The following is a 19,720-nucleotide window of genomic DNA, read 5'->3' on the forward strand; positions in this document are numbered from 1 at the left end:
AAATTGTGACGCACATCTTGCAGAAAGCCTTTTTCAAACACGCTCTAGAGCGTGTCAGAAGGCCGGCAGGGAACAATCCCTGCCGGTCTTCAAAGCTTTACCCCCGGAATTCCAACGGGCTTTTACCTGTATGTTTCTTAAAAATTCTGCTGAAATATCCCTGATCATGATAGCCGCACATTTCCCCGATCTGTTTCACGGACAGACCAGGCTCATGGACCAGAAGACGCTGGGCGTGGCTCATGCGCAGGGTGATCAGATATTTGGACGGGGTACAACCGTAGACCTGGCAGAAAATTTTGGTCAGGTAGCTGGGACTGTAGTTCATGTTATCTGCGATCAGGTTCAGATTAATGTCCTCGCTGTAGTTTTTTACAATGAAATCTTTCAGTAATGTGGCGATCTGAGTTGGTGTCATGGCAGCAGTCCGGGCATTAAACACCTCTTCGTAATCATTTCCGGCAATCTGAAATTCCTGTTTGATCTTGGAGAGAGCTTCTTTAAGCTCCTCTGAATCAACTGGCTTCAGCAGATAATCAGAAACCTTTAAAGTGATGGCCTTTTTTGCATATTCGAAATCTGAAAATCCACTGGTGATAATAAATTTAGTAAATGGAAACTGCTCCCTTACTTTTGTGAGCAGGGTGATTCCATCCATCACAGGCATACGGATATCCGTAATTACAAGATCAGGGCTGAGCTTTTCTACCAGAGCCAGAGCCTGATCGCCTGTTTGTGCAGTTCCTGCCACCAGAAAATCCGGATCCGCTTTCTGGATTTTCTGGACAAGATTTGTGAGCAGAAGTTCTTCATCCTCCGCAACGATGACAGTGTACGTCATACTGTTTTGATTCCTCCTTGCTTATTCACTTATGCAGTCAGTTTCATCTGCTGATTTAGCTGTCTTGGAAAAATACCGTCCAATAGACACGATTCCGTGCCCATCAGCGGTATTTCCATATCTGAAAATAATGTCTCCTTTACAGAATATTTTCCATCTGAGATACACATTTATAGTTCCCAGCCCATTTATTTTTAGTTCCGGAAGTCCCGGATTCTGAATGGCTTTCATAATGTTGGCAGTGATCCTCTCTTTGGCTTCCTCTGTAAAGCCAGGACCGGAATCCGTTACTTCAATCTGCCAGCTTCCTTCCGTGACCACGCTGGTGATCGAAATGTTCCATGGCGGTGCACAGTTCGAACCATAGCGAATGGCATTTTCCACAATAGGCTGGATGATCAGCTTGGGGACTGGTTGGGAAAGAAGGCTTTCATCTACATGGATGCTGTAATTCAGGCTGGACTGATAACGGACCTTCATACAATACAGATATTTCTGTACATAATCCAGTTCATCCTTTAAAGTGACCGTTGTCTCTGTGGTATTGGTAATATAACGCATGATCCGGGAAAGATTCCGGCACATTTTTACCACGGTCTCAGAATCTCCGTTCTCTGCCAGAACTATAATGCTGGACAAGGTATTGTAGTAAAAATGAGGATTGATCTGTGTCTGCAAAGCCATGCTTCTGGCTTTCATTTCCTGCTCCTTAGCTTGATTCAGCTGCTCCATGGAATCCTTCAGATTGTCGCTCATCAGCTGAAAGGCCTGGTAGAGCTCTTCCAGTTCATTAACGGAAACCGGATATGCAGTTACCTTTTCCTGTCCAAGTGTATCAAGCTCCATGCGCTGAATAATATGCTTCAGATGCTTTACCGGTTTTACGACTGAACGGGAAAGCCGGTAGGAAATAAAGATGGAGATTGTCAGAAACAGCGCAACAATTGCCGCAAGAATACGAAGCAGATTGTAAACCGGAGCCAGAACTACAGATTCCGGCTGAATTGTAAGATAGGTATAGCCGGTATAAGAGGATACGGCCTCTGCTGCATACTCTGTTTTTCCTGTAAGAGGACTGATAAAAGTGAGGGCTGAATCATCTCCCTTGGTAAGTTCATAGTAGGGCTGAAGTGCTGCTTTGTATTCCTGGGAAATATCGTAGGGATAGATCAGATCGCCATTGCTGTCAAAAACATAGATGCTGGCAGCATCTTCATGGTTCTTTTTTTTATAAGTGATGATACTTTTAAAAACAGATTTGCACTGCTTGGCTGTTTCAATCACACCCACGCCACGTTTATATTGATTATTAAAGGATCGGTACAGGGAAATAAACCACTGGTCATAGGTGGCTGTTTTTGTATATTCTCTGGTACAGTAGGGTGGAGTAAGGACTTTTTTTCCCTCCAGTTCACGGGCGACCTCAATCCACTCATCCTTTGAGCCATCCGTCTTTTTGACTATAGTTGAGATGCCGGCTTCCAGAACATATCCGGAAAAATCATAGAGATTTACCTGATCTGCCTTCAGCTCGGTTCCGGAAAGGGAAATAAACAAATCAGACATGGCAGAAAGCATGTTGCTGGAAATATTTAAGTTGAAGGAATTGTCCAGAATGGTTTTTGACTGATTGCTGTAGTTAATGTTTACAGATACTGCATCCAGATTGCGGATCGCGGAATCTACCTGAGTCTGAAAGCTGGAATTGAGAGTGTTCATGGCACTGATCTGACTTTGCTTGAGCTGTCTGGAAACAAAAGCATAGAAAAAAACAGCAAAAGAAAAAAGAATCAGGCAGGCCAGACTGATATAGGCAAAAAAAAGCTTGGATTGTAAACTGCGTGATTTCATCTGGCGATACCTCCTGTAATTGTTTTGCCCGCGCTGCTGACTATATTATGAAAGCAGATGCAGAAATCCATGTGTGAAACATTAAAAATCAGTATATCATATTTGTTTAAAAAGTACAAATAAATGCTCGAAAACAGAGAAAATATATATAAGAATTTCGGGTGACTTTTCGAAGAAACATAAGCTTATGTGAAAAAAGTATAATATGTGGTGAAAAAAGTACAAATTGAAAGTAAGAATATCCATGGATTAAAAAGCATCTGGCTGATAAAATAATATCATCAAAAGAACAGAGGAATCAGCGGAGATTCCTGAATGAGGTAAATGCCATTTTATTAAAAGGAGGATATGTAAATGAAAAGAAAGAGTTTTGTGGCAGTGGCTTGTGCAGCAGCAATGATCGCGTCCATGACAAGCGGACTTACCGTATTTGCAGAGGAGACTGCAGATTTTTCCGGTGAGGAACTGAGTATTCTGGTATCAGCAGGCTGGATGGATAACAGATATGATGCAACAATCGAGCGTTTTGAAGATACTTATGGTGTAACAGTTGACCTTCAGACTATTCCGGCTGACCAGTATTCTGACCTGCTTCAGTCCAAACTGGCTACTGATTCCTGCGCAGATATTTTCTGGATTCAGTCTAACCCATTTGCAATCGAGTCTACAATCGTTGATCCAGAGAAATACTGTATTGATTTCACAGGAGCTTCCTGGGAAGATCTTATGCCGGAAGCAAGAAAAACATCCTGTGTATACAATGATAAATTATACGGACTTCAGATCTGGCACAATTCACCAGAATATGTAATGGTTTATAACAAAACATTGTTCGAAGAGAATGGTTGGGAGATACCATCTACTTATGCAGAGCTGAAAGACCTTTGCGCTAAGATCGCAGAACAGGGAATTACTCCATGGTTTATGCCAGGTGCAGATGGATGGCAGCATCAGCTGGCATTCTTCCAGATCGGTGGTGTTTACGAAGAAGCTACACCAGGACTTTACGATGCTTTGAATACAAATCAGGCTACATTTGCTGACAATGAGAAAATGCTTGAGGTTCTGAACGAGTTCAAAGAGCTTTCCGATGCAGGATATTTCGGAGAGGACTGGATTGGAACTGACAGCACCAACCTGACAAATGAATTTGGCGACAGAAACATTGCAATGGCTATGGCAAACTCCAGTTACATTCAGCAGATCAAAGATGACACAGGCACAGAGGATGAGTTTGGTATGTTCCTGATCCCACTTGGCGATAACACCTGGTATCCGACCAACCCGGCTGGACCTACCATGTTTGGTTACAAGGGAACAGAGCATGAGGATCTTGTAAAAGAATTCTTCAATTTTGTTACAACCACAGAGAGTCTTCAGGAAATCCTTGACAACTCTCCTGCATACACAAACGTTGATATGAACGATGATGCAATTGAGCAACACTGGCTGCCAGAGGAAGAAGAGTTCCTTGCAACAGTAGATGACAGTAAGAAGAGCGTATCTGTTCTGCAGACCGGCACAAAATATACAAACGATTACTGGATGCAGTTTGGTCAGGATATGGTTGCATTCTGCCAGGGCGAAATGGAAGCAAATGACGTTCTTGCAAATATGGACACCAACCGTGCAGAGGCTGCCAAGACAGTTGGCGATGCAAACTGGAACTAAATAAAGTTTTCCGGTAAGAAATTGACATAATTATTTAAGCATAAGATATTTAATAAGGGTATATCTTCAGTGCGAAGGAGTGATTCCTTCGCACTGTTTGATAGAGGGGAGGTATCGCCTTTGAATAAGAAGAAAATTTATCCACAGTGGTTTCTGATACTGCCGCTGGCTTTGTACATTATCTTTTTCCTGCTTCCCAGTATAATGGGTGTTGCATATTCATTCACAGACTGGAATTCAAGAAGTGTATTAAATGGTGTCCATTTTGTGGAACTGGACAATTTTAAAGAGATTTTTACATCAAATAAGGATTACTTAAGCGGTATTGGAAATACATTAAAATTTACCATTATTTCCAATATTGTGAAGCTGATCCCGGCACTTCTGATTGCCATCATGCTTCAGGAAGGACTGAAGGGAAAAGGACTTTACAGAACCTTACTGTATCTGCCGTCCATTCTTCCATTTGTTATTATCGGTCTTGTTTTTAAGTCTATCTTAAACTATAACAACGGTCTTCTTAATGCAATCCTGGATGCACTGCATCTTGGTATCCTGAAACAGAAATGGCTTTCGGATCTTGGGGTTGTGTGGAAATCCATTTATGGTGTGGATGCATGGAGAGGTATTGGTTATGTAATGACGATTTTCCTCGCCGGATTGAATACCATTCCGAGATCCTACTATGAAGCAGCGGAGATCGACGGAGCAAACTTCTGGCAGAGACTTCGCTATGTGACACTTCCAATGCTCAGCGGCGCCATCATGATCAACCTGGTATTTGGTATTACCTATGGCCTGAAGGTATTTGATATCGTTTACGTTCTGACAAATGGTGGCCCTGGACATGCAACAGAGGTTCTTACCACTTACGCATTCCAGCTTTATTCCAGAGGCCAGTACGGTATGTCTTCTGCTTTGAACAGTATTCTGCTTCTGATCACGGCAATTGCTGGTGTTGTAATTGTTAAAACTTTAGGAAAACAGGAGGTACAGCAATGACAAAGAAAAAAGTTCAGAATCTGCTGAAACATCTGGTCTGCATCCTGCTGTGCCTGACCGTTATCCTGCCTTTTTATATGGTAGTTATAAACTCTTTCAAGAGTAAAGGCGAGGCTTCCCGAATGAGTCTTGCCCTTCCGAAAGAATGGTTGTTTTCCAATTACACCGAGGTTATCGACAAAGGAAATCTGCTCCAGGGATTTTCAAACAGTTTACTTTACGCACTGGTTGCAACCACTCTTGGTGTTGTGCTCTGTGCAATGGCTGCCTTTGTAATGTGCCGTAAGCGTACCAGATTAAATGTATTTTTATATTATTTCGTACTTTGCGGACTGTTTTTCCCGGTTAACTATGTAACATTGGTGAGAGTATTAAGCACTCTTCATCTGAACGATACACGACAGGGAATTATTATGGTGTTTACCAGCGCCATGATTCCGTTCTGTGTATTCACCATCCGCAACTTTGTGGTTTCTGTTCCTGTGGAACTGGACGAGGCAGCAGTTATTGATGGCGCAGGTCCTATCAGCCTGTTTTTCAAGATCATCATGCCGCTTCTGAAGCCTACTATGGTAACCTGTTTTATCCTGCAGTTTATGGGTGTGTGGAGCGATTTCCTGACTCCGTTGTATCTGTCAAGCAAGAGCAAAATGTTCCCGATGACCATGGCAGTTTATCAGTTCTTTGGAAAGAATAAAAGCTATTGGAATTATATTTTTGCGGATATTGTGCTTACCTGTATTCCAGTTGTGATCGTGTATATGATTGGCCAGAAATATATTGTGGGCGGTATGACTTCCGGTGCGGTGAAAGAGTGATCTGGGGTGCGCAGTGCGACCGCGGCAATCTATAATTGAAATTCCTTCTAAAAACGGGAATGGTTCTTTAAATTTTAGAATTTATAGAGCTGTTCCCGGTATTTTTTTGCCCAAAAGATGTCTGTATTTGCCAGAATGCTGAAAAATAAGAAGAAATCTGTTATCTTCATTTGAGGGGAAAATGATTGTGCACGGCGTGGTTGCTGTTCACAGGGAAGATTCGGCGAAGCGTGTTTCTGTGAACGGAGTGAACAGTAACGCAGTTGGCGGTTTCTGGGCTGCAAATTGCGGATTTTGCAGGAAATGTTTTGCGAAATGTGATAATGTATTTGAAGAAAATGTAGGAGTGAGAAATGATGAAACAGAAAATTGAGAAGACAGCAGATGAAAAAATGTGGAACCGGATCAGCCGGATTCCCGCAGTTATTCTGGTGTTACTTTCCGGAATTGATATTGTCCGGTTTGCAATTCTGGGAGATAAGACAGCATTTATTACATTCAGTATGATTGCGGTGACTTTTATGCTGGTGGCGTATATGGCATGGAAAAGCAAAATGCCTTTTCTGTATCTGGTGATTGCAGCGGCAGCTTTTGTTTTGTATTTTAATACTAATTTTTCTACCAGCACTTATTACTTTAACTGGTTGTTTCTGGTAGAGAGTATTATTGCGGCGCTGGGAGGAATCCTGGGAATCGCAGTAATGATCGGGAAAAAAATCCCTGTGGGGCGTGTGGCAGTTTTGCCGCTTTTGGCAGCTGTTTTAATTCTGGCAGGTTTCCTAGGATTTTGGAAAGTAAGGTATGAGGCAGGGCATGAGGCGCAGGGACAGGCCCGGGATGAGCTGTGGGCAGTTCCGGCGAAATATGATGCGGAAGAATCAGAACAGGCGGGAACTGTGGAAGAAGTAGTGTACGATACCAAGGCATATGCTACTGATGAGCGGGACGTGAAAAAGACAGCTTATGTATATCTGCCTTATGGCTACAGCGAGGAGAAAGAGTACAATATTCTGTATCTGATGCATGGAACAGGTGATGATGAAAAATACTGGCTGAAAACAAATCCGTATAACAAAACTATGCTGGATAATATGATTGCAGATGGAGATATTGAGCCTTTGATTGTGGTGACACCGACTTTTTATGTGGAAGATGACTGTGCAGATGATCTGGATCAGCTGACCTATTCTTTTGCAAAGGAGCTGCGAAATGATCTGATGCCTGAGATTGAATCCGTTTATTCTACATATGCAAAATCGGCAGATGATGAGGGATTCGCAGAGAGCCGGGATCACAGAGCATTTGCCGGTTTGTCAAGAGGGGCGGTAACGATGTATCATTCTGCGTTGTGTCAGAGTCTGGATTATTTTTCATGGTTCGGGGCATTCAGCGGAAGCAGGACAGACAGGACTGCATTTGAAGATACCATTCAGACAGGCGATTTTGCAGAACTGCCAATTCATTATTTATATGTGGCAAGCGGCAACTTCGACTTCGCCCTGCCTGGACAGGTTCAGGATTACCAGGCTCTGCTGGATATAGAACCCAGATTGCGGTCTGGTGTAAATACCTGTTTTGATGTATTTCCAATGCGGTATCATTCTATGGGAAACTGGCATCTGGCGTTGTATAATTTTTTACAGAAGATTTTTTAGCGGGAAACACGTTGCTGTGAATTGGGAGAACAGCAATCCGCTTTTTTCACAGTTTACGTGTGTTTTCGGGCAGGTTGCGATTAAAATATGGCAGCCTGCTTTTTATTTGGTAAAATACGGGTAGAAAATAGCGACTGAGATATAGTTGGGAATTTTAAATTAAACGAAAATTATAGAAAATTTCAGGAGGAAATCATGAAGCAGTCATTTAACGAAAACTGGGTATGCTACAGAACCGGAGAGAAAGAAAAGGCATTTGCAGTGACTCTTCCGCATGATGCCATGCAGCTGGATGAGAGAAGCGAGACAAGTGCCGGCGGTGTGAATATAGGATGGTATGAGGCGCAGGATTACACTTACGAGAAAACATTTATCCTTCCAGAGAAAGCGAAGGACGAGAAAGTGATACTGGAATTTGAGGGCGTTTACCGTAAGGCAACTGTATATCTCAACGGCGAAAAAGTGGCTTATCATTCTTATGGATATATCGGATTCTATGTAGATGCCACCAAGTATGTAAAATTCGGGGAAGAGAATGTGATCCGCGTGGAAGTGATCAACCACGATCAGCCAAACAGCCGCTGGTATTCCGGTACCGGAATTTACCGTCCGGTGTGGCTGTATACAGTGCCGAAAAACCATCTGAGATTTGACAGTGTGAAGATCACTACACTGGATTATAAGGAGCCGAAGATCCGCGTGGAGGCATGGCCGAATGCTGCCGGCGAGGTGAAAGTGGAGATTCTGGAGAAACAGATTGTTACCAGAAAAGCTGTGGCTGGCGAAAGTGCAGGCCAGACAGACGAGACCATAGAGCCGTGTATTGACGAAAATGCAGTACAACCAACTGTTCAAAATTCTGACAAAGCATCAGATAAGATCATCGCCTTGGAAATTCTCCAGGCAGATGGTAAATTTTCCAGAGAAATTGCTCTTCCGGGAGCAAACCTTTGGAGCCCGGAAGCACCGAATCTTTACACCTGCCGCGTAACCTTCGGCGAGGATATTCAGGAAGAAACCTTTGGAATCCGTGTAGTAAGCTGTACTCCGGAAGAGGGCTTCTGTATCAACGGAAAACGTGTCCTGTTAAAAGGTGGCTGTATCCATCACGATAGCGGTCTTCTTGGTGCATGTGCGTATGAATTTGCAGAACGCCGTAAAATCCGCATTCTTCTGGACGCTGGCTATAATGCAATCCGTTCTGCACATAACCCATGCTCCAAAGCACTTCTTCGTGCCTGTGACGAAATGGGAATGCTTGTAATGGACGAATATATTGATGGCTGGTATATCCATAAAACAAAGTATGACTATGCAGATGAGATTCTGGAAAACTACAGAAAAGACTTAAAAGATATGGTGGATAAGGACTATAATCATCCATCTGTGATCATGTATTCTACAGGAAATGAAGTGTCTGAGACTGCGCAGAAAAAGGGAATTTCCCTTACAAAATCCCTTACAGACAGACTTCATGAGCTGGATTCCACCCGTCCTGTAAGCTGCGGAATCAATATCTTTTTTAACTTCTTAAGCTCTATGGGATTTGGTGTTTACAGCGATAAAAAAGCAGACGAAGCTGCTGAGAATGCCAAGAAGAAAAAGGCTGTGGGAAGTGAATTTTATAACACGGTAGCCGGAATTTTTGGTGCCGGATTTATGAAAACAGGAGCAACTCTTTATCCATGTGATGTGAAAACAAGAGATGCATATGCCAATATGGATGTTGCAGGATATAACTATGGAATCAAGCGTTACCATCATGATTTAAAGAAGTATCCCAAGCGAATTATTCTTGGAAGTGAAACCTTCTGTGCAGATGCGTACAGATTTATGCAGGAAGCAAAACGTGATAAGCGTATCATTGGTGATTTCGTCTGGGCTGCTCAGGATTATCTGGGTGAGGTTGGAATCGGCGCATGGGAATATAAGGATTATGCACCTCGTTTTGATGGCGGCTGTGGCTGGGTAAGTGCCGGATCAGGCCGGATTGATCTCACAGGAAAGCCTCTTGGCGAGATGGCATATACCAGAGTTGCCTTTGAACTGGAGGATCTGGCAATTGCAGTTATGCCGGTTGATCACACAAAGGATGCCCATTCCCCATCTGCATGGAAAATGACCAATGCCATGGAAAGCTGGTCCTGGGAGGGCTGTGACGGGAATGCTGCAAAAGTAGAAGTTTACACCCGTGCAGATCATGTGAAGCTGTATATAAACGGTAAGTGTGTAGGCACTAAGAAGCCGAAAAATGACTGCAAGGTATTCTTTGATACAACCTATCAGAATGGAGAAATCAAGGCTGTTGCCTATGATGCAAATGACAATATAATTGCAGAAAGGACACTGACAACAGCTGGAAAAGAGACGATTCTTGTAGCAGAACCAGAGCTTACCCGCGTGAATGCAGACACCGATCTTTGCTATGTGAGAATGCGCTATACAGACGAAAATGGTCAGACAAAACCGCTGGTAAGAGGTCGAATCCAGCTTACAGTAGAAGGTGGCGAGCTTCTGGCATTTGGAAGCGCTTGCCCATATTATCCGGAAAGCTACCAGAGCAATGAGACAGATACTTATTATGGAGAAGCGCTGGCGATTATCCGTCCACAGGCTGGAGCTGGTAAAGTAGTTGTGAAAGCTGAATCTGAGCTTGGAAATGCAGAGAAAGAGATTGAAATATTAGATTGATTTAAAGTTCATATGCTTACCAGTTTTGCCAGAAACGGTTCCAAATTTGCCGAATTTTTCACAAATCCCATTCCTTTTGCTATAGTAAATCCAGCGGTTCAAACAGAACTGAAAGGACAGAGTAACTATCTGAAAAGTATGTGTTTATCTGTCAAAGGAAATTTATTAGGAGGAAAGGAAATATGAAAAAGCATACCGGGAAAATCTGGCGTGGTTTGGCAACAACTACAGCCTCACTTCTCACAATCACACTGGGCGGAAGCTCAATTGCAAATGCAAGAGTGGATTTCATTAATGCGACACTTGGAACCTCAAGCTACAAAATCGAGCAGGGAGATTCTGACTCTGATGGCATTTATTATGAATCTGAATTTGATAATGTAGAGGATCTGGTAAAGGCTAAAGAACAGCTGGCTGCTGAAATTTCTTCAGAAGGTTCCGTTTTATTCAAAAATACAGATCAGACCCTTCCACTTGACAAATCCAAAGAAGCTGTTACCCTCTGGGGCTTAAACAGCCATCTTCCGGGAACCGGCGGATTAATTGGTTCCTCTGTTGTGGCTGATTCAGAGAATGGTCAGATCGCTTATGGTATTGAAGAAGCTATGGATGAAAGAGGCTTCACAGTAAATGAAACCATGAAAGGCTTTTATGCAAGTGAAACCTGCGCACCATATTACAGAAAAGCTTCTTTCTTTGGAAATGAAGTTCCGGGCCATAGCCTTGTACCTGCTTTTTCCGCTTCTTATAATGAAGCAGATACATATACAGTAGGTGAGGCACCTGCTGAACTTTACACAGATGATATTCTGGAATCTGCTAAGGATACAACAGCAATTGTTGTTCTTTCCAGAGACAGTTCAGAGGCGTCTGACTACAGCACAAATATGAAGGATCCTAATGGGGACAGCTTCGACACCCCGATGTCTATCTCAGCTTACGAAAAAGAGATGATCCAGCTTGCAAAGGAAAATAGCAATGGCAAGGTGATCGTTTTGATCAACTCTGACGTTCCTATGGAAATCCAGGAACTGAAGGATGATCCGGAGATTGGAGCAATTCTTTGGACTGGACTTCCGGGAATGAATGGATTCCTTGGAGTATGTGATGTACTTTCTGGCGATGTGAATCCATCCGGTCATATTTCTGATACTTATGCCACAAGTTCTGTTTCTGCTCCGGCAATGACCAACTTTGGTCTTTATACTTATACTAATGCTTCCAATGCAGAATCTGGTGCAGAACTTACAGAAGCAGACAAGGGTGACTGGTATGTAGTAGAAACAGAAGGTATCTATATTGGTTATAAATATTATGAAACCCGTTACGAGGATACTGTTCTGGATCAGGGAAATGCAGCCACCACAGAAGGCTCTTCTACTGGCAAAGCATGGAACTATGTAGATGAAGTAACTTATCCGTTTGGATATGGTTTATCTTATACAACCTTTACTCAGGAGCTGGAAAGTGTAGATGTAATATCTGGGGAAAAGGGACTTGCAAAAGTGAAGGTAACCAATACCGGTGACGTTGCCGGAAAAGATGTTGTCCAGCTTTATGTACAGACACCATATATAGAGGGCGGACTGGAGAAAGCTTCTATTCAGCTTCTTGATTTTGGAAAAACAGAGGTTCTTGAGCCTGGCGAATCACAGACTCTGGAAATTGAGTTCGCTCCGGAATATATGGCAAGCTATGATGAAAAAGCTGTAAAAGAAGATGGAACAGAGGGCGCATGGGTGCTGGATTCCGGTGATTATTATTTCACAATCGGAAACGGTGCGCATGAAGCATTAAACAATGTCTTGGCGGTAAAAACAGATTCCACAGACGATCTGATCACAATTACAGACGATGAAACAATTGAGCCGGAAAATGTAGTGACAGTTTCTCTTGGTGAAGATAAAGAGACTTATTCTGAAAACGTAGAGAATGCATTCCAGGATTGCGATATTAACAATCTGATCCCGGATACTGCTGAATACACTACACGTTCTGACTGGAGCAAGGGTTGGAAAGAAGTGGAAAGCATTACTCCAATAGAGGAAATGATGAAAGGTCTTACAAACTCCACTTATGAACTTACTGAGAATAGTGACGAAGAAGTTGTCTGGGGAGCTGACAACGGATTAAGCACCGTTGATTTCCTCCAGTTTAATGAGGATGGAACTTTCGCAGGTGCACTTCCTCTGTCTGATGAAAAATGGGATCAGCTTATGGATCAGCTGACTTTGGAAGAGGCTGCCAACTTTATTGAGAAAGCAGGAGATAAAAACTTTGAGAAGCTGGATTCTATTTTCCTGCCAGAAGCAATCTGGTATGACGGACCGATCGGTTACAGCTACGACCAGATTGCAGGATATGCAACCCGCTGGAATGAATCCAACTCTTCCGAGCCGACTTATGTTTCTTCAGACAACGAATATGCTTCCTACTCTATGAGCTCCATGCCTACAGAACCTGTAGTTGCAGCAACATTCAATAAAGAACTTGTAGAGAGAGAAGGAGAGCTCTTTGGTGAAGATGGATTGTGGTCCAATGCCAACTCCATTGCAGCACCTGGTCTTAACATTCACCGTGCACCTTACTGCTCCAGAAATCATGAATATTATTCAGAAGATGCCATGCTTACCAACCTGTTGGGACAGGCTGTCTGCAAAGGCGGAAAATCCAAAGGTCTTATGATGATGCCGAAACACTATATCATGAATCATCAGGAGTTAAACCGTTCCGGTGTTTCCACATTCTTCACAGAGCAGGCTGCAAGGGAAAATGAACTCCGTGCATTCCAGGGAGCTATGGAAAATAACTATGCGCAGGGAATCATGACAGGCTTCAACCGTCTTGGAACTGTATATTCAGGAGCTTCCGAAGCTTCACAGGTGCAGGTTGCACGTAACGAGTGGGGCTTTGAAGGCTGGATCGTAACAGATATGATCAACGGTGCTGATTACATGAACTGGAGAGATATTGTATTTGGCGGCGGTGGCGGATGTCTTACAACTTCCGCATATGAAAGCGCTAATATTGGTTCCATGACTTCAACCGAGAACCTGAAGCTGATTGCAAAGGACTCTGCTTTCCAGAAAAAGATGAAAGAAACAATTAAATATTTCGTATATAATACAGTTGCAAGTAATGATATGAATACAATTACAACCTCCACTAAATATATTCACGTTCTTACATGGTGGCAGATTGCCTTTATGGCAGCAGAGGTGGTATTTGGACTTCTGACACTTTTGTTTGCAGTTATGTACCTTCGAAATTCACTTCGCAAAAAGACAGTTTACGTGAAGGAGGACAAGTAATATGGGATATCTGAAAAATAAAACATTTGGTTTTTACTTAAGCTTTGTGGCTGCAATCCTTGCGCTGATCGGCTTTGTAATGTACCGCCAGTCAGGACATACAGAATCTTATATTGAGGTTCTGCTGCTTGTAACAGTGGTTCTGCAGATTCTTGCGATGATCGTTTTGAAGGTGGCACCTGATTTTAAGTGGACAAGCCTTCTGCTTACTGCAAATGCAATTCTGACTGCAGCAGCACTTGTTAACAGTTTTTATACACAAGTTGATTTTATTGGATATGTGGTATCAGGACTTTATGAGTTTGCAACCATAAAAAAATTCATAATTTCAGCCGTACTTATGGCACTTTCCATGATTGCATATATTGTTTCCTCTTATTCTGGATTTCAGAAATGCACTTGTAAGGATGAGACAAAAGCTTGATTTATCTGCTGTAAAATATGGCACAAATTAATATTTACATGGTATAATGAAAAAGCCGGAATGCCCAAAAGGACTCCGGCTTTTTCATTATACCATGGAGGATAACTATGATTACCATTGCTATTGTGGAAGATGATAAGAAAAGTGCAAAAATTCTTCAAGACTATATATTACGCTATTCAGAAGAAAAACAGGAACCGTTAGCTGTAGAATGCTTTGAAAACGGATTAAATTTTATCAGCGATTATAAAGCCAGCTGCGACATTGCTCTTATGGATATTGAAATGCCTCATATGAATGGTCTTGACACCGCCAGAAAACTGCGGGAATTTGATAGCCAGATTCCTCTTATTTTTATTACCAATATGGCGCAATATGCCATTAACGGATATGAAGTGCAGGCTCTTGATTTTATGGTAAAGCCTATTGAATATTTCAACTTTTCGCTGAAACTGGACAAAGCGATCCGAATCTGTAAAAAGCTTCATGGTTATCAGATATATGTTCCTTCTGAACAGGGAACTGTTAAAATTGATATTGCAGATCTGATTTATATTGAAAGTGCAAAGCATTATCTTTATCTTCATACTTCGAAAGAGACCTTTCGCCTGCGAAGCACAATGGGAGATTTTATAGCACAGCTTCCGACAGGTCGCTTCTCCTGTTGCAGCAAATCCTTTTGTGTAAATCTGGAATGGATTTCCCGCTATCAGGGAAACAGCGTGTTTGTAAATGGAAAGGAATTATCGATTTCCCGTTCTTATAAAAAAACTTTTATAGATCAAATGACAATGTACATTAACCGGGGAGGAAACTGACGTGGCAATTTATGAAATATTAGCTTCATCTACAAGTGAAATACAGGGAATTACCTGTTTTATCATCCAACTTTTTATAGCGGAAGCTATGTTCTTTTTCCATCTAAAAAAAAGGAAACGCTTCTGGTTACGCCTGCTTGTAGGGGGAACTGCCTGTCTGCTTTTGGGAGTTACCCTTCCAATTATAATTGGTCAATATATAAGCGGAATTCGAACCTTTATTGTGCTTGTTTTTATGCAGCTTTACATGTGGTTTTGCTTCAGGCGTTCTTTTTTGGATATTTTATTTTGTACAATTGGAGCTTTTACTGTACAGAATCTTGGAAGCAATATTCAGGTGCTGATTTGTATCGTGACCAAAACTTCTTTCAAGATGCTTTCCACGGAAATGGTCATTGGATTTACCATTGTATATATTATTTGCTATCTCACTTGTGCAGCAAAAATAAAAAATTTTCCGAATATCAGCCAGAACAGAGTCCGTGTACTTTGGGTAGCCATTATTTCCTTATGTGTCTGCTGGCTCCTTCAAAGCTGGCTGATCAGTGAAAAGTTGGATATGGTTATGGCGTGCCGTGTTCCATTTGTATTCTGCTGTATTTTATCTCTTTTTATGCAGTTTGGGCTTCTGGAGCAGTCCCGGCTCAATGAAGAAAATCTGGCTCTTGAGCAGTTAATAAAGGAAAATGCAAAACAGTATGAGTTGTCAAAGAAAACAGTTGAAATCATTAACATGAAATGTCATGATCTTAAGCACCGGATTCTGGAATTGGAACAAGCCGGAAATGCAGATCATGGCTAGCTGGAAGAAATACGTAAAGCAGTAGATATTTATGACGGGCTTGCGAAAACAGGCTGCCAGCCATTGGATATTATTCTTTCAGAAAAGAATCTTCTTTGTGAAAAATATCAAATTAAGTTTTCATATATGATTGATGGAGAGAAGCTTACTGGTATTAAATCGGGAGATATCGCTGCCATATTTGGAAATGCTTTAGATAACGCTATTGAATGTGCAGCGGAGCTGCCAGTTGAAAAGAGAATTATCAGCCTCATCGGATATGCGAGACAGGATGTGATGGGGATTCATATTGAGAATTATTGCGAGGATGAACTGGAATTTCGTAATGGGCTTCCGGTGAGTACCAAAGGAGATGATAATTATCATGGCTTTGGCATGAAAAGTATTCAATATGTGGTGGAAAAATATGGCGGAAATCTTGTGGCGAATTTGGAAGAAAAGATTTTTAGTGTAGATATTATTTTTCCAGTTCTAGATTAGAGCCTTTTTCAAACTGGGGAGGTGCCTTTTTTTGAACGCAGATATGCATTCCCCCGCTTCAAGTGCGCGGAGCACTAAGCGGCAGGTGAGGGGGAATGCTTCTGTCAGTGGGAGCCTTCAGCTCCCACTGACAGATCGCGAAGCGACTGCGTTCATGAGCAAGTAGCGAAGCGGACCTGAAATGTCCGCTTTAATAATATACGACAGCAATAAGTTAACTGGTAGTATTCCGGCGAATCAGCACCGGAGTGATCTGTTTGTGAATTGGCTTTTCCAGTGGCTTAGGCGCTCGCTTTTTTTGCTCTTCCATCTGCTGCACCAGAAGCTCCATGGCAGTCTGTGCAATAACATCAATTTGCTGACCGACAGTTGTGATCGGAAGGATTGATTCACTGGCAATTGGAGAATTATCAAAACCTATAATTTCGTAAGTAGGTGGTAATTTACCATATTTCTGGAAAATTAAATTGAGAAACATATTGGCATAGGTATCATTCGCAAGAAAGATACCTTTTTTTTGATTCGGATACTTTTCTTCAATTCTTGTAAAGATACGTCTTATCACATTTAAAATCTCTTGATAAGAATTGCCGCTTACGCTTAGATCAATGTCATAAGGAACCTGATATTCTTTACATGTTTCCTCAAATGCACGTATACGATCATAAGCCGGGACTGTTTTTTCAACATTGACATTGATATGAATCAATATATCACATTTATCACGAATTAACAGGGAGGTAGCCTGAAGGGAACCCATATAATTGTCAGTGGTAATGCTGCTGATATATTCTGCCTCTCGCTCAATGGCAATGACAGGAATCTGATAGGAAGCCAGTTTTTGGGATGACAGTGTATGGCTTAAAACAATAAGCCCCTCAATCTGATAGGAAAGAAGCTCTTCAATATACTGTTGTTCCTCTTCGGCACCGTGTTCACTGGAAAAAACAAGAAATTTGTAATGGTAGTTACTATAGCTTGAAAGAAGCTGTGTCAGCATTTCAGAGTAGTAATGCAAGTAGAGATTTGGAACAATAATTCCGATAAACTCACTTTTACCATTTGCCAGAACTTTTGCAAGTTTATTTTTTTTATAGCCAAGGGTATCAAGGGCCTGTGAAATCTTTTCCTGATTTTCAAGCGTAAGAGAATCGGGATGATTGAAATACCGTGATATTGTAGTTTTTGAAAAATGAGTATATTCTGCAATATCTGCAAATGTCACCTGTTTTTTTGCCATAAAAATTTAATCTCCTTATAAATAAATGAGAATAATATTGGGGAATCTTTTAATTACTGGGATTATATTATTTTTTTAGTATAGCAATTATTTAAAAAAAAGGCAATGCTAAAATAACCGATTACGTAACCGGTTATTTTAGCTTGAAAAAGTGTTGACATATGAACTTGGATGTAGTAACATCGAGCTATAAAGTAACCGGTTACTTAACCGGTTCCGAGAACGAAAAGGGAAAGGAATGGAGGAGAAGTGCATGAAAAGAATGCAGAACCAAACAATGCCCGTGAAAAAGCAAACGTGGAGAGATAAGGCTACATATGTGAAGAAAAACTGGCAGTTATATCTTTTTTTCTTAATGCCAGGACTTTTACTGACAATCATTTTTAAGTATCTTCCTATGGGGGACTTCTGATTGCATTTGAGGATTACAACGTAATCAAGGGAGTGCTTGGAAGTCCATGGGTCGGACTTGAATATTTCAGGCGGTTTTTATCTTCACCGGATTTTATGAACTACCTGTTGAATACGTTAAAACTGAGTATTTATGGACTGTTGTGGGGCTTTCCGGTTCCGATCATTCTGGCATTGCTTTTAAATCGTATCCGCAGAACCGGAGTTAAGAAGAAAGTACAGCTTTTGGTCTATATGCCGAACTTTATATCTGTAATTGTACTTTGCGGTATGGTACGAATGCTGCTTTCTCCAGTCGGACCTCTGAATAAACTGTTAGGAATCAGTACAAACTGGATGACAATGCCATCTGCTTTCCGCACCATTTACATAGCAAGTGGAATCTGGCAGACAGCAGGCTGGGCCTCTATTATGTACACGGCTGCTTTATCCAATGCAAGCAAAGAACTGGAAGAAGCAGCTATTATGGATGGCGCAAATCTTCTGCAGCAGATCTGGTATGTGGAGCTTCCTGCAATCAAGAATATTATTGTAATTCAGTTTATTCTGCAGGCTGGAAATATTATGAGTATTGGATTCGAGAAAGCCTATGCATTACAGACAGATATGAACCTGCCGGCATCAGAAATTTTATCAACATATGTATACCGTATTGGTCTTTTGAACGGCGATTATGGTTATTCGACGGCTGTTGGTCTGTTTAATTCAGTAGTAAATGTAATTCTGTTAGTTTTTGTAAACTGGGTGGTAAAGAAGCTGAACGACGGAGAAGGATTATAGGAGGAAGCGAAGATGGAGAAAATAAAGAAAAAATATTCGAAGACAGACTGTCTTATCCTTGGAATTGGATTCCTGATTCTTGGACTGTTTGTACTTTCTATTGCAATTCCAATCGTGTATGTAGTGCTTGCCTCTTTTATGGATCCTACAGTTTTGAATAATCAGGGACTGAGTTTTCATATTAAGGACTGGACTTTGGATGCATATCGCAGAGTACTGGAAAATGAGATGATCTGGCGTGGATTCCTGAATTCTTTTCTGTATTCACTTGCATTTACAGCTATTTCTGTTTTTATAACATTGCTGGCAGCGTATCCATTGTCCAAGAAGGAATTTGTGGGAAGAAAACTTTTTAATCTTATTTTTCTGATCACAATGTTCTTTGGCGGTGGAATGATCCCGACTTTTATTTTAATCAATCAGCTGCATATGGTAAATACAGTCTGGGCAGTTTTAATTCCTGGAGCATTTAATGTCTGGAATATGATCCTTGCAAGAACATACTACCAGTCGATCCCGGCAGAATTAAGAGAAGCCTCTGCAATTGATGGAGCCAATGAGATCCAGCATTTCTTCAAAATCATGATGCCGGTATGTAAGCCGATCATTGCAGTACTTGCACTGTGGTCATTTGTAGGAATGTGGAACAGCTATTTTGATGCAATGATTTATCTGAATGATGCAAATCTTCAGCCTCTGCAGTTAGTACTTCGTTCCATTCTGGTACAGAATACTCCGCAGCCAGGTATGATTGCAGATATTCAGAGTACTGCTGAAATGGCAAAGGTAGCGGAACAGCTGAAATATGCAACCATTGTGGTATCAAGCTTACCGCTTTTAGTAATGTACCCATTCTTCCAGAAGTATTTTGATCAGGGAATTATGGTCGGATCAGTAAAAGGCTGATAAGAAAGGAACGATACAG

Annotated in this window: 15 protein-coding genes and 2 pseudogenes; 14 read left to right on the top strand and 3 right to left on the bottom strand. The window is 41.6% G+C overall.

All coding sequences use genetic code 11. The features are described from left to right. Window positions 1-61: pseudogene (locus tag LIZ66_RS19995) on the top strand (DUF6783 domain-containing protein); the annotation flags it as partial. A 36-nt stretch (window positions 62-97) separates the two neighbouring features. Here the strand turns inward: LIZ66_RS19995 and LIZ66_RS10600 are convergent. After that, window positions 98-841, bottom strand: a complete 744-nt coding sequence (locus tag LIZ66_RS10600) for a response regulator transcription factor (protein WP_173769864.1) — start codon at window positions 839-841, stop codon at window positions 98-100. A 21-nt stretch (window positions 842-862) separates the two neighbouring features. Further along, window positions 863-2,692 (bottom strand): sensor histidine kinase, encoded by a 1,830-nt coding sequence (locus LIZ66_RS10605; RefSeq protein WP_173773194.1) that lies wholly within the window; start codon window positions 2,690-2,692, stop codon window positions 863-865. A gap of 354 nt (window positions 2,693-3,046) precedes the next feature. Here LIZ66_RS10605 and LIZ66_RS10610 point away from each other — a divergent pair, with 354 nt between their 5' ends. The 11 genes from LIZ66_RS10610 (at window position 3,047) to LIZ66_RS10660 (ending at window position 16,364) form a co-directional block, all read left to right on the top strand. Then, window positions 3,047-4,363, top strand: coding sequence for an ABC transporter substrate-binding protein (locus LIZ66_RS10610; RefSeq protein ID WP_118577574.1), 1,317 nt, complete (start codon window positions 3,047-3,049; stop codon window positions 4,361-4,363). Window positions 4,364-4,483: 120 nt separating this feature from the next. Continuing rightward, entirely contained in the window at window positions 4,484-5,365 is an 882-nt protein-coding gene (locus tag LIZ66_RS10615; RefSeq protein ID WP_226815705.1) for a carbohydrate ABC transporter permease, read from the top strand. Continuing rightward, window positions 5,362-6,183, top strand: a complete 822-nt coding sequence (locus LIZ66_RS10620) for a carbohydrate ABC transporter permease (protein WP_173734771.1) — start codon at window positions 5,362-5,364, stop codon at window positions 6,181-6,183. The genes LIZ66_RS10615 and LIZ66_RS10620 overlap by 4 nt, the downstream gene beginning before the upstream one ends. Window positions 6,184-6,364: 181 nt before the next feature. Next, window positions 6,365-6,556, top strand: coding sequence for a hypothetical protein (locus tag LIZ66_RS10625; protein ID WP_173718073.1), 192 nt, complete (start codon window positions 6,365-6,367; stop codon window positions 6,554-6,556). After that, window positions 6,537-7,838: an alpha/beta hydrolase-fold protein gene (locus LIZ66_RS10630; protein ID WP_173734770.1), complete on the top strand. Its 1,302-nt coding sequence runs from the start codon at window positions 6,537-6,539 to the stop codon at window positions 7,836-7,838. The genes LIZ66_RS10625 and LIZ66_RS10630 overlap by 20 nt, the downstream gene beginning before the upstream one ends. Before the next feature lie 195 nt (window positions 7,839-8,033). Next, a complete protein-coding gene (locus LIZ66_RS10635) occupies window positions 8,034-10,529 on the top strand; it encodes a glycoside hydrolase family 2 TIM barrel-domain containing protein (protein ID WP_227200821.1) in 2,496 nt (831 codons plus the stop codon). Window positions 10,530-10,711: 182 nt separating this feature from the next. Further along, window positions 10,712-13,840, top strand: a complete 3,129-nt coding sequence (locus tag LIZ66_RS10640; RefSeq protein WP_195982729.1) for a glycoside hydrolase family 3 C-terminal domain-containing protein — start codon at window positions 10,712-10,714, stop codon at window positions 13,838-13,840. 1 nt (window position 13,841) lies between these two features. Further along, window positions 13,842-14,264, top strand: a complete 423-nt coding sequence (locus tag LIZ66_RS10645) for a hypothetical protein (RefSeq protein WP_173715761.1) — start codon at window positions 13,842-13,844, stop codon at window positions 14,262-14,264. A gap of 107 nt (window positions 14,265-14,371) precedes the next feature. Further along, window positions 14,372-15,082, top strand: a complete 711-nt coding sequence (locus LIZ66_RS10650) for a LytR/AlgR family response regulator transcription factor (RefSeq protein ID WP_118577566.1) — start codon at window positions 14,372-14,374, stop codon at window positions 15,080-15,082. Window positions 15,083-15,356: 274 nt separating this feature from the next. Next, window positions 15,357-15,884, top strand: coding sequence for a hypothetical protein (locus tag LIZ66_RS10655; RefSeq protein WP_227200820.1), 528 nt, complete (start codon window positions 15,357-15,359; stop codon window positions 15,882-15,884). A 63-nt stretch (window positions 15,885-15,947) separates the two neighbouring features. After that, window positions 15,948-16,364 (top strand): ATP-binding protein, encoded by a 417-nt coding sequence (locus LIZ66_RS10660; RefSeq protein ID WP_195409245.1) that lies wholly within the window; start codon window positions 15,948-15,950, stop codon window positions 16,362-16,364. Window positions 16,365-16,578: 214 nt separating this feature from the next. Here LIZ66_RS10660 and LIZ66_RS10665 read toward each other — a convergent pair whose 3' ends face one another. Further along, window positions 16,579-17,604: a LacI family DNA-binding transcriptional regulator gene (locus LIZ66_RS10665; protein ID WP_118577564.1), complete on the bottom strand. Its 1,026-nt coding sequence runs from the start codon at window positions 17,602-17,604 to the stop codon at window positions 16,579-16,581. 253 nt (window positions 17,605-17,857) lie between these two features. Between LIZ66_RS10665 and LIZ66_RS10670 the strand changes: the two are divergent. Continuing rightward, a pseudogene (locus LIZ66_RS10670) lies at window positions 17,858-18,795 on the top strand (ABC transporter permease). Window positions 18,796-18,807: 12 nt separating this feature from the next. Beyond that, entirely contained in the window at window positions 18,808-19,701 is an 894-nt protein-coding gene (locus LIZ66_RS10675) for a carbohydrate ABC transporter permease (RefSeq protein ID WP_148461557.1), read from the top strand. The last annotated feature ends 19 nt before the right edge of the window (window positions 19,702-19,720 follow it).

The organism is Blautia faecis (assembly GCF_020554845.1).
In the GTDB taxonomy this organism is placed as follows: Bacteria; Bacillota; Clostridia; order Lachnospirales; family Lachnospiraceae; genus Blautia_A; species Blautia_A faecis.

Coding starts and splice junctions, on each gene's coding strand:
- LIZ66_RS10600 (WP_173769864.1), bottom strand. CDS start 841: ATGACGTACACTGTCATCGTTGCGGAGGATGAAGAACTTCTGCTCACA.
- LIZ66_RS10605 (WP_173773194.1), bottom strand. CDS start 2,692: ATGAAATCACGCAGTTTACAATCCAAGCTTTTTTTTGCCTATATCAGT.
- LIZ66_RS10610 (WP_118577574.1), top strand. CDS start 3,047: ATGAAAAGAAAGAGTTTTGTGGCAGTGGCTTGTGCAGCAGCAATGATC.
- LIZ66_RS10620 (WP_173734771.1), top strand. CDS start 5,362: ATGACAAAGAAAAAAGTTCAGAATCTGCTGAAACATCTGGTCTGCATC.
- LIZ66_RS10625 (WP_173718073.1), top strand. CDS start 6,365: ATGATTGTGCACGGCGTGGTTGCTGTTCACAGGGAAGATTCGGCGAAG.
- LIZ66_RS10630 (WP_173734770.1), top strand. CDS start 6,537: ATGATGAAACAGAAAATTGAGAAGACAGCAGATGAAAAAATGTGGAAC.
- LIZ66_RS10635 (WP_227200821.1), top strand. CDS start 8,034: ATGAAGCAGTCATTTAACGAAAACTGGGTATGCTACAGAACCGGAGAG.
- LIZ66_RS10640 (WP_195982729.1), top strand. CDS start 10,712: ATGAAAAAGCATACCGGGAAAATCTGGCGTGGTTTGGCAACAACTACA.
- LIZ66_RS10645 (WP_173715761.1), top strand. CDS start 13,842: ATGGGATATCTGAAAAATAAAACATTTGGTTTTTACTTAAGCTTTGTG.
- LIZ66_RS10650 (WP_118577566.1), top strand. CDS start 14,372: ATGATTACCATTGCTATTGTGGAAGATGATAAGAAAAGTGCAAAAATT.
- LIZ66_RS10665 (WP_118577564.1), bottom strand. CDS start 17,604: ATGGCAAAAAAACAGGTGACATTTGCAGATATTGCAGAATATACTCAT.
- LIZ66_RS10675 (WP_148461557.1), top strand. CDS start 18,808: ATGGAGAAAATAAAGAAAAAATATTCGAAGACAGACTGTCTTATCCTT.